Genomic DNA, 13,834 nt, shown 5'->3' with positions numbered 1-13,834 from the left:
GCAGCTGGCGAGGCTGACAACGAATGACATTCTGCCATTGGGTCCCGACAACTACGATCGAGTTGTGACCGACTACAGCCGGACAGAACGACTCGCTCTGTGTGACCTCTTCGATCAGGTAGGGCCTGATCGGACGACTCTGTGCGAGGGGTGGCTGACCCACGACCTGGCCGCTCACCTGTACGTGCGGGAGTCGGACCCGATCGCCGCGCCGGGCATCATGCTGCCCGCGCTGGCCGACACCACCGAGCGGCGGATGGCCGCGGTCAAGACGAAGTGGACCTTCACCGAGCTGGTCGACAAGATCCGCAGCGGGCCGCCGTCGTTCTCGATCTACGCGCTGCCGCTGATCGGCCACCAGCTGAACACGACCGAGTACCTGGTGCACCACGAGGACGTCCGCCGGGCGGTCCCGGACTTCCAGGTCCGCGCGCTGCCGGCCGAGCAGCAGGAGGCCCTGTGGAAGGGGTTGAAGCTGGCCTCGCGGTCGATGGTCCGGAAGGCGCCGAGCGGCATCGTGCTGCGGCTGCCGGACGGGCGGGAAGCGGTCGCGAAGAAGCCGACCGCCGCGGGGTCGGTGACCGTGACCGGCGCGCCGGTCGAGCTGGTGCTGTTCTGCTTCGGCCGGCAGTCCGTCGCCCAGGTCGACCTCGACGGCGACCCGGAGATCACCGCTCAGCTGCAGACCAAGTCATTCGGTTTCTAGCTGCGCCGCGGCCGCCTTCTTCTTCCGCAGCCGCTGGACCAGGCTGCTGACCACCGTGGTCAGCAGCACCAGCACGATCGCGGCCACCACGCCCTGCCACGGCTTGTCGAACAGGGCGTACCCGAGCAGCCCGATCGCCATGTAGACCGCCGCCCACAGCGACGACGCAGCCAGGTCCACGACGGCGAACCGGTGCCACCGGTACCCGGCCAGTCCGGCCGCGAGCAGCACCGGCACCCGCCCGCCCGGGATCAGCCGGGACGTCAGCAGCACGGTGATCTCGTGGTTGGCCAGCCGCTCCCGCAACGCGTCGAGCGACGCGTTCTCGCGCAGCCAGCCGATCCGCTTGGCGAGCCGTTCACCGCCGGCACGGCAGGCGGCGTACACGATCAGGTCACCGAGGTACGCGCCGCCGGCACCGGCGATCAGTACGCCGACCAGGCCGATCGGGTTGCTGTGCGAGGCGAGCACCGCCCCGGCCGACACCGCCGCGCCGGTCGGCAGCACGGGCAGCACCGCGCCGATCAGCACCGCACCGGCCAGCACGATCAGGTACCAGAGGTCGAAATCGGCGCTACCGTTCACGGCCGCACCACCTCCGTCGAGTCCCCCGGCACCAGGACCTCCACCTTCACCTCGGCGTCCACCGCCGCCATCTCCGCCTTGAACCGGTCGCCGGGCGGCAGGAACAGGTCGGGCTTCATCCAGTCGCAGCCGATCGGCCAGAACGTCCCGAAATGTACCGGTACGGCGTACCGGGCGCCGACCCGCCGAACCGCCTCGGCAGCCCGAACCGGATCCAGGTGTCCGTCCCCGAGGGACGGTCCCCAGCCGCCGACCGGGATCAGCGCCAGGTCGACCGGACCGACCTCGGCCGCCATCGCGTCGTACAGGCCGGTGTCGCCGGCGAACCAGACGCTCGGCGAGCTTTCGATCCGGTACCCGAGGGCCTGGGCGCGGTACTGCGACCAGGGCAGCCGGCGGCTGTCGTGGTCGGCGGTGACCGCGGTGATGTCCAGCCCGCCGATCTTCAACTGGTTGCCCGGGGCAACCTCGATGCACCGGTCCGAGTACGCCTTGCCCGCCTCGGCGTGGATCAGCCGGGCCGCACCGCGCGGGACGACCAGCGCGGCGTCCGGCGAGACCAGCGGCAGCGACGTCAGGTGCAGGTGGTCGGCGTGCAGGTGCGAGATCAGTACGGCGTCGCACTCCCCCGCCTCGGGCAGCGGCAGCGGGCCGCGCCGTCGGCGCAGGTGCGCGATCCGGGCCGTCAGCACGGGATCGGTGAGCAGCTTGGCGCCCCGGTCCTCGATGGTGGTGGTGGCGTGCCCCCACCAGGTGATCCGCACGCCTCAGGCCTCCACACTCGCGTCCGTCGGAGCCACGGCGACCCCGGCGGCGTCCTCGTCGACGGTCTCCACCTCGGGGCGCTTGCGCTGGCCGAGCTGGTCCAGCCAGCTGATCAGCAGCTCGTGAACCGCGTCGGAGCCTACGGGAGCCTCGTCGACCGCCCAGCGGCGCGGGTGCACCAGCACGGCCTCGGTCTGCCAGCCACCGATCCCGCCGTGGCACCCGACCAGCTCCTCGAACGCCGCCACCTCGTGGGTGTACTCGTCGAGCCGGCTGACCACCACGAGGTCCCCGTTGTGTGGCATCTCGGCCTGCCGCAGCAGCGACGCCTGCGCCATCGGCCCGTACGGCGTGAGCGGGTCCTCGCCCTCGACCCGTCCGCTCCGCAGCACGTGCACGCCGGCCCGGCCGATCGCGACCGGCCCTTCGGCGAGCGAGTCGATCACGACGAAACCAACGCCGGGGTGCGTCGCCAGGCCGGGAACGAGCCGTGGGTGCAGCAGCTCGATCTCCTCCAGCGGGACCCGGCCGGGCGTGGTCGCCAGGTAGATCAGCGCGAGGTTGCCCGAGGCGGTGACCACCATCTGCTCGTCGGCCGCGACCGGCGGCTCGCAGTCGCGCGGCCCGAGCTCGACCTCGCCGCGGGTGGCCTTGCCGTGCAGCGCCTTCCGGGTCACCGACCCGGCGACGCTGCGGCGCAGGCTCAGCTCGGTGAGGAACGCGTTGACCGGTCCCCAGCCCTCGGACCGGCCGGTCGCCGCGACCGGCTCCTTGGTGGTGTCGACCAGGTCGTCGACGACCTGGGTCAGCGTCCGCCCGTACCGCTGGAGGAACGTCGATCCCTGGCTCTGGCCGTGGTCGGACAGCACGACGATCTCGTACGAGTGCGGCAGCGTGTCGATGATCCGCTCGAGCGCGCCGAGCACCCGGTCGAGACCCTCCAGCGTCTGCAGCGACTCGGGCCGGGTCGGTCCGGCGTGGTGGGCGACCTCGTCGTAGTCGACGAAGTCGCAGTAGATCACCGGGGTGCCCTTGACCAGCTCGTCGGTGATCAGCGAGACGTTGAGGTCGCGCAGCAGCACGTTCGAGATCGCGCGCAGGAAGATGTACGAGCCGCCGCGGTTGACCCGCGGGACCAGCTTGCGCCGGCGCTGCCGCCGGGCCTGGTGCAGCTCCTTGATCATCTCGCCGACGCACAGGACCAGCCCGCGGGCGGCGCCCTGCGGGCTGGTGAAGAACCGGACGTACCCGCGGCTGCGGGTCGGCGGCAGCGCGGCCCGGCTGAACACGAGCACCGAGTTCGGGGCGTCGCCGGACCAGTTGTTGCTGATGCTGACGCCGCCGTCGGCGAGCAGGCCGCGGCCGGTCGACATCCGCGCCTCGATCTCGGCGGCGTCGCGGGACCGGTTGGTGACCATCACCCGGCCGGTCTCCTTCTCGTACCAGCGAAACGCCGGGATCTGCCCGGAGCCGCCGTGCAGGATGCCCGCCTGGCTGGCCGGGGTGGTCGCCGGTACGCCGGTGTGCCAGCCGAGCATCGAGTGGCTGCCGTCGCGGATCCAGCCGCCGAGGTGCGGCAGGTTGCCCGACATCACCATCCAGTTCAGCAGCGGCGCGGCCAGGCCGTCGATCTGGATGATCAGCATCCCGGTCTTCGGCGCGGGCTGGATCCGGCGGGCCTTGCGGCGGACCCCGCGCATCACCTCGGCGACGTACGCGTCGTCACTGCCGGCGTACGCGACCCAGCCGACGAAGGCGCTGATCGACGACATCACGATCGAGACCAGAACCGGCGCCTCGACGCCGCCGTGCAGGTTGACGCCGGGGTCGAGGGTGACGCCGAGGTAGACCACTCCGAACTGGGACAGCAGCCCGCCGACCAGCACGCCGATCGAGCCGATCAGGATCGCGAGCCCGGCCAGCACCCACCTGACCAGCAGCCCGATCACGGCCAGCAGCACGACCAGGCGGAACACCGGCAGCGGCCCGTCGCTGCTGATCTGCGGCAGGGTCCAGAAGGTGATGACGAGCGAGACCAGCGACGCCAGACCGCCCAGCAGCATCGCCTGCAGGCCGCGGGTGGTCCGGCGGACGTCGAGCCAGATCGGTCGCCGGCGCCGGTCGCCGGAGACCTGCTCAGGTGGTTTGGCCAACCTTCGGACTCCCCGTTCGAGTAGTTCACCGCTTGCACTACTGGAACGAGACTACGAGGCCCGGCCCGGGACCCGCCCACTGCGCCACGCAACGGACGGGTGCTTCCCGGGTCGTCCCTGAGCTCCCGGCGGGGTGAACCCCTACTGCAGCTCGAAGTAGTCGACCTCGGCGTAGGAGTTGCCCTTGGTCAGCCGGATCGTGTTCCAGCCGGCGTTCAGCGTCACGTTCACCGACGACTGGCGCCAGTTGTCCCAGCCGGTGACCGGGTAGCTGACCGCGCCCTGGCTGTTGCCGTTGACAACCACACCGTGGGTGGCGGTACTGCCGGTGCCGTTCGCGTACCCGACCCACAGCGTGTAGCTGCCCGCCCGCGGGGCGTAGAAGGTGTTCTCGACCCAGGAGTCCGCGAAGTCGATGTACGCCGCCACCGCGCCCTGCGAGGCACCGGCCGCGCCGGTCCGGACCCGGCAGTTGTTGAGGGTGCCGCGCTCGGCCTCGGTCCGGACCCGGCTGCCGCGGACGACCGGGAAGTCGCCGGCCCAGCCGAGATCGGCGACGTACAGGTGACGGGAGCCGTTGACCCAGCCGTGCAGGAACACCTTGTCGCCGGTGAAGTCGGCGCCGCCGGGGCCGCAGACGTGGTTGTCGAAGGAGGCGGTGGTCATCAGCGGGCGGTACGCCGTGGTCCACGGGCCGCTGAGGCTGGGCGCGACGGCGTACGAGGTGAGGTACTCGCAGCCGGTGTAGCTGCCGCCGGAGTAGAAGAGCACGTACTGGCTGCCGCGCTGGACGAGGTCGGGGGCCTCGATCACGCCGCCGGAGGAGATCAGGGCGGTGTTGCCGCCGGTCAGGGCGGTGCCGTTGTTCGTCGTCCGGGTGAGCCAGAGGGTGGAGTTGACGCCGATCGCGTTGCCGTCGTTCTTCCAGAGCAGGTACCGGGTGCCGTCGTTCGCGACGAAGGTGTTCGCGTCGATCGCGCCGCCCAGATTGAGCGGGCAGATCAGCGGCTGGCTGCCGACCGGGGTGAACGGGCCGAGCGGTGAGTTGGCGGTCGCGACGCCGATGCACTGGCGGCCGGAGGCCTTGTGCCAGGCGGTGTAGGTGAGGGTGAAGCTGCCGTCGGGGTTCGGGTGGACGTCGGGGGCCCAGGTGCGGCCGGACTGGGCCCAGCCGGCGGACGGGCCGCCGGGCATCGCGTCGCCACGGATCGTCCAGGGGCCGTTCGCGCTCGGGGCGGAGGCCGTCGGGACGTGGCCGCGACCGTTGTTGGTGGAGTAGGCGTACCAGGTGCCGTTGACCTGGATGACGTCCGGATCGGGGAAGTCCTCGCCGATCACCTCGGCGGGGAAGACCGCGGCGGTCGTTCGCTGTTCGGCGGCGGTGGCTGGGCTGATGGCGGTGGCGAGCGCGGTCAGGACGACCAGCGCGGCCAGGACTCGTCTGCGCATCTCTGGGCTCCTCAGGTGGGGCGGTACCTGTGGGCAGCTACTTTTCCATCGATTCACCTTGCTGGCGAGAGCTTGTTTGCGGTGATCCCTCGACCCCGGCCGCGCCGGGGTGTTGACTCCGTTTAGTTGTTTTCCGCCAGAGGGGTTGGAGTTCCCGTGAAGTTCTTACCAAAGGTGTCCCCGCGGGGGATGCTCGCCGCCGCCGCGGCGGTCGCCGCGACCGCCGGGCTGGTCGGTCAGTCCGTGGCCGGGCCGGCGCAGGTGCAGGTGCAGGCGACCGGGTTGCAGCAGCAGCTCGACGCGTTGCTGTCCGACGCGCGCTTCCAGGGTTCGCTGGTCGGGCTGGTGGTGCGCGACGCGACCACCGGCGAGACGCTGTACGACCACGACGGCTCGACCCGGTTGCTGCCGGCGTCCAACACCAAGCTGTTCTCGTCGACCGCCGCGATGCACACGCTCGGGCCGTCGTACCGGTTCCACACCGACGTCCTGGCGACCGCGCCGGTGCGCGGTGGCAAGCTGCGGGGCGACCTCTACCTGAAGGGGTACGGCGACCCGACCGCGCTCGAGGGCGACTACGTGGCGCTGGCCAAGCAGGTCGCCAAGTCCGGCGTACGGCGGATCGCCGGTGACCTGGTCGCCGACGACACCTACTTCGACCACGTGCGGCTCGGCGACAGCTGGGCCTGGGACGACGAGCCGTTCTACTACAACGCGCAGATCTCGGCGCTGACGCTGGCGCCGAACACGGACTACGACTCCGGGACGGCGATCGTCGAGAGCCGGCCGGGCGCCACCGCCGGAGCGCCGGTCGGGTTGAAGCTGGTCCCGGCCACCAACGTGATCAAGCTGGTCAGCACCGCGACGACCGGCGCCGCGGGGTCGGCGAACACGTTGACCATCGAGCGCGACCACGGGACGAACGTCGTCCGGGTCAGTGGATCGGTTCCGCTCGGCGCGTCCGTCGGCCAGGAGTGGGTGACCGTGTGGGAGCCCGAGGTGTACGCCGCCGACGTCTTCCGGCGCGCACTCGCCGCCGAGGGCGTGCGGGTCGACGGGCGGATCAAGGTCGCCGCCTCGCCGGCGCAGGCCCGGCGGCTCGCACGGGACGAGTCGATGACGGTCGGCGAGCTGATGAACCCGTTCCTGAAGCTCTCCAACAACATGCACGCCGAGACGCTCGTCAAGGCGATGGGCGCGGTCGCCGAGGCCAGTGGCACGTGGTCGGCCGGGCTCGGCGTGGTCACCGACTACGCCGCCAGCGTCGGCGTGGACACGTCGACGATCCGCTTGTCGGACGGCTCGGGTCTGTCTCGCAAGGTCAACGTCACCGCGAAGAGCGTCACTGATCTGCTGATCGCCGCGCAGAAGGAACCGTGGTTCCAGCAGTGGTACGACGCTCTGCCGATCGCCGGCAACCCGGACCGTTTCGTCGGCGGCACGCTGCGCTCGCGAATGGCCGGGACTCCCGCCGCCAACAACCTGCACGGCAAGACCGGCTCGCTCACCGGCGTCACGGCGTTGTCCGGGTACGTCTCCACCGCCGACCACCGCAAGCTGGTCTTCTCGATGATCAGCAACAACTACCTGACCAGCCCACGCCCGGTGGAGGACGCGGTAGGCGTCACCCTCGCCTCCTGGTCCGACACCGCGCCCCCGGCGGCGATCGCGCCGTCGAGCAAGCGCTCGGCCGTCACCGCCGACACGGAGTGGACCAAGTAGTCGACTGCTCCTCCGCCCTGCAGACCAGGGCGGAGGAGTAATCGGTTGGACAGGCACCTCGTGGGTGCCGACGATGTGGGCATGACCGCAGCGTTGCCCTCCGGGCTCACCGTCCGGCCCGCCGAGCTCGCCGACGCTCCTGCGATCACCGCGCAGATGGCGTCGTACACCACTCCCCTGCTCGGGTTCCCCAAGCACAGCTACGAGAACGTCGCCGACTACCTGCGGGACCCGGCGATCGACCTGCCGACCGGGAGTTGGCTGGTCCACGACGGCGACGAGCTCGTCGGCAGTGCGACAGCGGTGAAGGTCGGCAACCGGGCACAGGTGGACCTGGACGTGTTCGCGGCGGATCCGGCGGTCGCCGCCTGGTTGCTGGCGACGGCGTCGGCACAGGCTGCGGAGCTGGGCCGTACGGCGGGACTGACCGACGTACTCCTGCACATGGGTCAGCTGGAGCAGGACGGTCCAATGGGCCGACTGCTGGCCGAGGACGGCTTCACCCGGAGCACGTCCATCCACCTGATGCGCATCGACCACACCGGCCCGACGCCCGCACCGGAACCACCCGTAGGCGTGAAGCTGCAGGTCGGCGCGCCGAACGACGCGACCAGACGCGCCGCCCACCAGGTGATCGCCGAGTCCTTCGCGACCCAGCCCGGCGCGGTCCCCCGCCCGTACGACGAGTGGGTGGCGTCGCGGGAATCGCGGTCGGCGTTCGACTGGTCGCAGCTGACCGTGGCGGAGCTGGACGGCGAGGCGGTCGGCGTCCGCGAGTGCAGCGATCACTTCCTGAGCAGCGACAACTGCAACTACATCGGCCGGCTCGGCGTACTGGAGTCCGCGCGCGGTCGGGGGCTGGCCAAGTACCTCCTCCGCGACCAGTTCGCCCGTGACGCGGCCGCCGGTCGCGCCGGCACGACGCTGCACGTCGACACCAACAACCCGACGCCCGCGCTCGGCCTCTACGTGTCCGTCGGCATGCACCCGATCGTCGTCACCCACATCTGGGAGAAGCGGCTCCACCTCGTCTGACCGCAGGCGTCGGGCGGTCAGCGAAGGTCGACGGCCTCGCCGGGGCGGTCGCGGTCCGCCCCGGCGAGGCCGTCAGTTCAGTAGCACCCGTTCGCCGGTGGTGCCGGCGACGATGCGGCGGGTACCGATCGCGGTCCTCAGGTCGAGCTCGACCTTGACCGGACCGGCCTGGGACTTGAAGCACTCTCCGCCGGCCGGCTCGTCCGGCGCCACCACGTAGCGGTACGCCGCGATCCGGACCTTGGTCGCGTCCTGATCGAGGATGCGAACCATGGTGTGCGGGTAGCACCCCTCTCCTGACCCACTGGACCGAGGAGCCTCGACCTGCAGCACCGAAGGCGATCCCGGCAGCGGCCGCACAGCCGTCACCGGAATCTCCTTCTGCAGCAGCATCAGGGTGTTACCGAACTTGAACTGGGCCGGCGGCGGCCCGTCGTCCAGCACGGAGGTCGTCGGCGTACCGACCGGGGCGGACGGCTCGGCGCCGCGCTGGACGTCCTGGGTCACCACCGTGGCGACCGTCGCGACTGCCACCACAGTCGCGACGGCCAGCAGGTTGCGCTGCCGCTTGCGCCGGCGGGCTCCCCGCTCGACGCCGGTGAAGGGCGGGGCCTGCTCGGGGGTCTGCTCGTCGACGTACTCGACGAGCAGCTCGGTCCTCAGCTCAGCCATGGGGCACCTCCTCCTGAACGGCGAGCAGCGGGGCCAGGGCCTGGCGGGCCCTGGCCAGCCGGGACTTGACGGTGCCCGGCGGCACTTGGAGTTCGTCGGCGATCTGGTCGACCGGTAGATCCATCACGTGGTGCAGCACCACCACTGCCCGCTGGGCCGGTGGGATCCGGGCCAGCGCCGCCGCCACGTCGAGTGCGTCCCCGTCCGGTTCACGGACCTCTCCTGTTCTGCCGAGCAACTTGGCGGAGGCCTTCTGCGCGACCTGCTGCCGCCGGAGCCTGCTGATCAGGGTCCGGACGGCGACCGCGCGGACCCAGGCCTCCGGATCGTCGTACCGGCGGATGCTGTCCCAGCGGCCGAGCAGTTTCACGTACGCGTCCTGCGCGACCTCCTCGGCGTCCGGGCGCGATCCGCCGATCGACACCAGGACACCGATCAGCCGCGGCCAGGTCCGGGCGTAGAGCGCCGCGACCTCCGCGTTCGGATCGGTCTCGTTGTGCCTCACACCGCTAACACGCGCTGCCACCGGATCAGGTTCCATCTTTTTCCGGGCTCTTGCATCAGCGAGATGTGAGAGATTACTCTCGAAACATGTCTCTCAGAAATCCGTACGGCGACTTCGAGGTCACCGACCCGCAGGCCATGCGGGCGCTGGCGCATCCCGTCCGCCTCGCGGCGCTGAGCTACCTGCAGAAGAACGGCCCGGCGACCGCGACCCAGCTGTCCGAGCACGTCGGCGCCTCGCCGTCGGTGACGAGTTGGCACCTGCGGCACCTGGCCGGCTTCGGCCTGGTCACCGACGGACCGCCTCCGGACGGCGTCGCGGACCGGCGGCAGCGCTGGTGGCAAGCGGTCGCCCGCGGGTTCCGGTACGAGATGCCGGACACCCCCGAGGGCGCCGAGGCCGGACGACTGCTGCGCGCCGAGATGATGAACCAGGCGCTCGAGGCGGCCCAGCACTGGCTGGCCGAGACCGAACCGACGCTCGACCCGGAGTGGAACCGGGCCGGCGGCGGGTCGAACACCCTGCTGCACGTCACCCAGGACGAGCTCGAAGCCCTGGAGAACGCCATCGAGGACCTGATCGCGCCGTACGTCCGGCGTGGCCCGGCGGGTGCGCCCGCGGAAGCCCGTCCGGTCCGGCACCTGCGCATGTTGTTGCCCGAAGCAACCGACAGCTGACCTTCGACCGCACCGCACCTCACCGTCCCGACGCCCGCACCAGCTGCGGGCCCCCGCACCGCCCGCAGCGCCTGTCGCGCGCCGGGACGCTGCGCCCTGCCCTGATTCACCCTGCCCTGATTCACCCTGCCCTGATTCAGCCGGCCCGGCTGACCCGAACCGAGTGAGGCCCGATGAAGTCCTTGTCCGCCGGCAGTCTGCTGCGGGACCGGCAGTTCCGGATGTTGTGGTCGGCGCAGGCCGTCTCCGAGTTCGGCGACCGGGTCAGCGAGCTCGCGCTCCCGCTGATCGCCGTCACCCTGCTCGACGCGAACGCCTTCCAGACCGGGCTTCTGACCGCCGCGGTCTGGCTGCCCAACCTGCTGTCGCTGTTCATCGGGACCTGGGTCGACCAGCACCGGGACAAGCGGCCGCTGATGATCGCGGCCGACCTGAGCCGGACCGTCATCCTGCTGTCGCTGCCGGCGGCGTACTGGCTGGACGTGCTGACGCTCGGCCAGCTGTACGCGATCGCGATCCTGGCCGGTACGGCGCACGTCGTGTTCAACACCGCCAACGCGGCGTTCTTCGTCCGGGTGGTGCCGCGGCCGCAGTACCTGGAGGCGAACAGCAAGCTCTCGGCGACGCGGTCGTTCTCGTTCATGGCCGGGCCGGCGGTCGGCGGCGCGCTGGTGCAGTGGCTGACCGCGCCGGTGGCGATCGTCGTGGACGCGTTCTCGTTCCTGTTCTCGGCGATCCAGGTGTCGCGGCTGAAGGTCGAACCGGGCGCGGCCGACGAGACGACCGAGTCCCTGTGGCGGCGGGCGGGCGAAGGCATGGGGTACCTGATGCGGCACCCGTACCTGCGCAGCAGCCTCGCGTGCGCGACGACGGTGAACTTCTTCAACATGATCGGGATGGCGCTGCTCGTGCTGTTCGCCAGCCGGAACCTCGGACTGTCCGCCGGGGCGATCGGTCTCGCGTTCGGGATCGGAGCATCCGGCGGACTGCTCGGCGCGATCGCCGCCGCTCCCCTGTCGCGCTGGCTGGGCGCCGGTCGGCTGATCGCGATCGCCGCGGTCGTCTTCCCGGCCTCGATCGGCATCCTCGCCTTCGGCGGCGGTCCGCTCTGGGCCAGGGCCGGCGTACTGGCCGCGGCCGAGTTCGTCGGGTCGTTCGCGGTGATGTGCTTCGACGTCCCGCTCAACTCGCTGCAGGCCGCCGTCATGCACGACCACATGCGCAGCCGCGTCGTCGGCGCCTTCGCCAGCATCAACTACGGCGTACGGCCGCTCGGCGCGGTCATCGGCGGTGCGCTCGGGACCTGGATCGGAGTCCGGGAGACGTTGATCATCTCGGCCGTCGGCGGGGCGTTGTCGGTGCTCTGGCTGCTGCGGTCGCCCATCATCACCACCAAGACCCTGGACGACCTGCAGCCACCAGAGGGGGTTCTGGTGGCTGCAGGTGAGGTCCGTAGCTAGTCCAGTTCGATCGGCTCGTCGAGCTTGGCGACGGTGGTCCGCAGTGGGACCTCCTTGATGAAGAAGACCGCGATCAGGCTGACCACCGCGCACGCGGCGGCGATCAGGAAGATGCGACCGGTGGCGTCGCCGTACGACTGCCGGACGAGCTCGGCGAGCTGCGGCGGCAGGTGGTTGACGTCGAGGAGGCTGGTGCCACCGCCGTCCTGGAGCTTGCCTGCCGCGGCAGCGCCGCCCGGACCGTGCAGGACGCCGGCGATCAGCAGGTCCTTGACCCGGGTCGCGAGGACCGCGCCGAGGACCGAGACGCCGACCGCGCCGCCGAGGCTGCGGAAGAACGAGACTGACGCGCTGGAGGCGCCGATCTGGCTGACGTCGACGGTGTTCTGCACCGCGAGCACCAGGTTCTGCATCATCATGCCCATACCGATGCCCATCGACAGCATGCCGAGACCGACGTACCAGTACGGGCTGGTGTGGTCGATCGTGCCGAGCACGGCCAGGCCGGCCACCAGCAGCACGCCGCCGGCGATCAGGTACCGCTTCCACTTGCCGTACCGGGTGATCATCTGGCCCGAACCCACCGAGCCGATGAACGACCCGAGCATCATCGGGATGGTCAGCAGACCGGCCTCGGTCGGGCTGTACCCGCGGGCGATCTGGAAGTACTGGCCGAGGAACAGCGCGCTGCCGAACATCGCGACACCGACCGACAGGCTGGCCACGATCGCCAGCGCGGTGGTCCGCTCCCGGACGACCTTGAGCGGGACCAGCGGCTCGGCCGCCCGGTTCTCGACGACGACCGCGAGGACGCCGAACAGGACCGTGCCACCGACGAACAGCGCCGACTGCCAGGAGATCCAGCCGAAGTCGTGACCGGCGAAGGTCACCCAGATCAGCGGCAGGCTCGCGGCCGCGCTGATCAGGACCGCGCCGAGGTAGTCCATCTGCACGCGGCGCTTGATCACCGGCAGGTGCAGGTACTTCTGCAGCACCACCAGGCTGACCACGGCCAGCGGGACGCAGACGTAGAAGCACCAGCGCCAGCCGAGCCAGCTGGTGTCGACGATGACGCCACCGATGAGCGGACCGCTGACGGTCGCGACCGCCATCACCGCGCCCATGTAGCCGGAGTACCGGCCGCGGTTGCGGGGCGGGATCGCCGCGCCGATGATCGCCTGCGCGAGGGCCATCAGACCACCCATCGCCAGGCCCTGCAGGACGCGGGCGCCGATCAGGAACGACATGTTGTGCGCCATGCCGGCCAGTGCGGAGCCGACCACGAACAACGAGATCGCCAGCTGCACCAGCAGCTTCTTGCTCATCAGGTCCGACAGCTTGCCCCAGATCGGGGTGGACACCGTCGTCGCGAGCAGGCTCGCGGTCAGGACCCAGGTGTACTGCGTCTGGCTGCCCTGGAGGGCCGCGGTGATCGTCGGCAGGGCGTTGCTGACGATCGTCGAGCTGAGCATCGCCGTGAACAGCGCGGCGAGCAGCCCGACCAGGATCTCCAGGATCTCGCGGTGGGTGAGTTCCGGCGCGGCAGGGGCCGGCCGGGTCTCGGTGACAGTCATCGTTCTCCAGTCGAAGTGGTGGGACGCCTCACGGACGTGGAAGCCGCGGTGACCGCGCCGGCCACCCGGTGCAGGACCTCGGCGGCGGCAGCCATGTCGTCGTCGTTCCAGTCGGCCAGGGCCGAGCGCAGCTGGCGGGTGTAGTTGGCGTACAGGGCCTCGAGGCGCTCACGCCCGGACGGCGACAGCGCGACCAGGGAGACCCTGGCGTCGGCGGGATCGGGCCGACGGCTCACCAGGCCGTCGGCTTCGAGCGCGGTCAGCTGGCGGCTCACGACGGACGCGTCGACGCCGAGCTTGGTCGCGATCTCTCCGCCGCGCTGCTCGCCGTCCTTGGCCAGGACCTTCAGCACGCTCGCGTCGGCCCGCCGCAACCCGGCGTCGGGCCACAGCTGCCGGTGCTCGATACAGCGCACGGCGCGGATCAGGGAGCTGACGCCCTCGAGGACGTCCTGCGCCGGAGTGTCCCGTTCAACCCCCGGGACCAGGGCTTGGTGGGCTAGTTGCATAACCCAACTATATAGGTAATTG

The 13,834-nt window shown here is 70.7% G+C and carries 13 protein-coding genes; 5 read left to right on the top strand and 8 right to left on the bottom strand.

Going from position 1 to position 13,834, the window contains the following annotated elements:
* Nucleotides 1-64: 64 nt before the first annotated feature.
* Nucleotides 65-706 carry a TIGR03085 family metal-binding protein gene (locus ABD235_RS05010; RefSeq protein ID WP_344170060.1) on the top strand — a complete coding sequence of 214 codons (642 nt, stop codon included), beginning with the start codon at nt 65-67 and terminating at the stop codon, nt 704-706.
* Here ABD235_RS05010 and ABD235_RS05005 read toward each other — a convergent pair.
* From ABD235_RS05005 to ABD235_RS04990, 4 genes are all read right to left on the bottom strand, one after another.
* Nucleotides 692-1,291 (bottom strand): DedA family protein, encoded by a 600-nt coding sequence (locus ABD235_RS05005; protein ID WP_344170057.1) that lies wholly within the window; start codon nt 1,289-1,291, stop codon nt 692-694. The two genes, ABD235_RS05010 and ABD235_RS05005, sit on opposite strands and share 15 nt — an antisense overlap.
* Entirely contained in the window at nt 1,288-2,055 is a 768-nt protein-coding gene (locus ABD235_RS05000; protein ID WP_344170054.1) for an MBL fold metallo-hydrolase, read from the bottom strand. The genes ABD235_RS05005 and ABD235_RS05000 overlap by 4 nt, the downstream gene beginning before the upstream one ends.
* 3 nt (nt 2,056-2,058) lie before the next feature.
* Nucleotides 2,059-4,209, bottom strand: a complete 2,151-nt coding sequence (locus tag ABD235_RS04995; protein ID WP_344170051.1) for an alkaline phosphatase family protein — start codon at nt 4,207-4,209, stop codon at nt 2,059-2,061.
* Between the two features lie 141 nt (nt 4,210-4,350).
* Complete coding sequence (locus ABD235_RS04990) at nt 4,351-5,658, bottom strand: family 43 glycosylhydrolase (RefSeq protein ID WP_344170049.1); 1,308 nt, start codon at nt 5,656-5,658, stop codon at nt 4,351-4,353.
* Nucleotides 5,659-5,814: 156 nt separating this feature from the next.
* Between ABD235_RS04990 and dacB the strand changes: the two genes are divergently transcribed.
* Together dacB and ABD235_RS04980 are read left to right on the top strand one after the other, a co-directional pair.
* Nucleotides 5,815-7,380: a D-alanyl-D-alanine carboxypeptidase/D-alanyl-D-alanine endopeptidase gene (dacB, locus tag ABD235_RS04985; RefSeq protein ID WP_344170046.1), complete on the top strand. Its 1,566-nt coding sequence runs from the start codon at nt 5,815-5,817 to the stop codon at nt 7,378-7,380.
* An 81-nt stretch (nt 7,381-7,461) separates the two neighbouring features.
* Complete coding sequence (locus ABD235_RS04980) at nt 7,462-8,415, top strand: GNAT family N-acetyltransferase (RefSeq protein ID WP_344170043.1); 954 nt, start codon at nt 7,462-7,464, stop codon at nt 8,413-8,415.
* A 72-nt stretch (nt 8,416-8,487) separates the two neighbouring features.
* On the opposite strand, the gene ABD235_RS04975 is transcribed toward ABD235_RS04980, so the two are convergent.
* Nucleotides 8,488-9,087: a hypothetical protein gene (locus ABD235_RS04975; protein ID WP_344170040.1), complete on the bottom strand. Its 600-nt coding sequence runs from the start codon at nt 9,085-9,087 to the stop codon at nt 8,488-8,490.
* Entirely contained in the window at nt 9,080-9,613 is a 534-nt protein-coding gene (locus ABD235_RS04970) for an RNA polymerase sigma factor (RefSeq protein ID WP_344170037.1), read from the bottom strand. The genes ABD235_RS04975 and ABD235_RS04970 overlap by 8 nt, the downstream gene beginning before the upstream one ends.
* A gap of 65 nt (nt 9,614-9,678) precedes the next feature.
* On the opposite strand from ABD235_RS04970, the gene ABD235_RS04965 reads away from it, so the two are divergent.
* Entirely contained in the window at nt 9,679-10,269 is a 591-nt protein-coding gene (locus tag ABD235_RS04965) for an ArsR family transcriptional regulator (protein WP_344170034.1), read from the top strand.
* A 173-nt stretch (nt 10,270-10,442) separates the two neighbouring features.
* Nucleotides 10,443-11,729 (top strand): MFS transporter, encoded by a 1,287-nt coding sequence (locus ABD235_RS04960; RefSeq protein ID WP_344170031.1) that lies wholly within the window; start codon nt 10,443-10,445, stop codon nt 11,727-11,729.
* Here the strand turns inward: ABD235_RS04960 and ABD235_RS04955 are convergent.
* Nucleotides 11,726-13,303 (bottom strand): MFS transporter, encoded by a 1,578-nt coding sequence (locus ABD235_RS04955; protein WP_344170028.1) that lies wholly within the window; start codon nt 13,301-13,303, stop codon nt 11,726-11,728. The two genes, ABD235_RS04960 and ABD235_RS04955, sit on opposite strands and share 4 nt — an antisense overlap.
* Entirely contained in the window at nt 13,300-13,812 is a 513-nt protein-coding gene (locus ABD235_RS04950) for a MarR family winged helix-turn-helix transcriptional regulator (protein ID WP_344170025.1), read from the bottom strand. Before ABD235_RS04950 ends, ABD235_RS04955 begins: the two co-directional genes overlap by 4 nt.
* Nucleotides 13,813-13,834 lie beyond the last annotated feature (22 nt).

The organism is Kribbella lupini, from assembly GCF_039529595.1.
GTDB lineage: Bacteria > Actinomycetota > Actinomycetes > Propionibacteriales > Kribbellaceae > Kribbella > Kribbella lupini.
This window is presented reverse-complemented; position numbering and strand designations above follow the sequence as displayed.